The 270-nt window shown below is 71.9% G+C and carries 1 protein-coding gene; it reads left to right on the forward strand.

Features of this window, described 5'->3' with window-relative positions:
- Positions 1–270, forward strand: a 270-nt coding sequence (locus tag R0J87_RS20760; protein ID WP_498888621.1) for a dihydropteroate synthase, incomplete at both ends; no start/stop codon positions are given.

The following is a 270-nucleotide window of genomic DNA, read 5'->3' on the forward strand; positions in this document are numbered from 1 at the left end:
TGGGGCATCGTCAACGTCACGCCCGACTCGTTCAGCGACGGCGGGCGCTATCTCGACGTCGATCGTGCCGTCGAGCACGGTCTGCGGCTGCGGGCCGAGGGAGCCGCCGTGCTCGATGTCGGTGGAGAGTCGACCAGGCCCGGCGCCGAGCGTGTGGGATCCGAGGCCGAGCAGCAGCGCGTGCTCCCCGTTATCGAGCGTCTCGTCGCCGCGGGAGCACCCGTGAGCGTGGACACCATCAACGCCGCGACAGCGGCGGACGCGGTGCGC

Source organism: Halomonas sp. SIMBA_159, assembly GCF_046536035.1.
Lineage (GTDB): Bacteria > Pseudomonadota > Gammaproteobacteria > Pseudomonadales > Halomonadaceae > Vreelandella > Vreelandella venusta_A.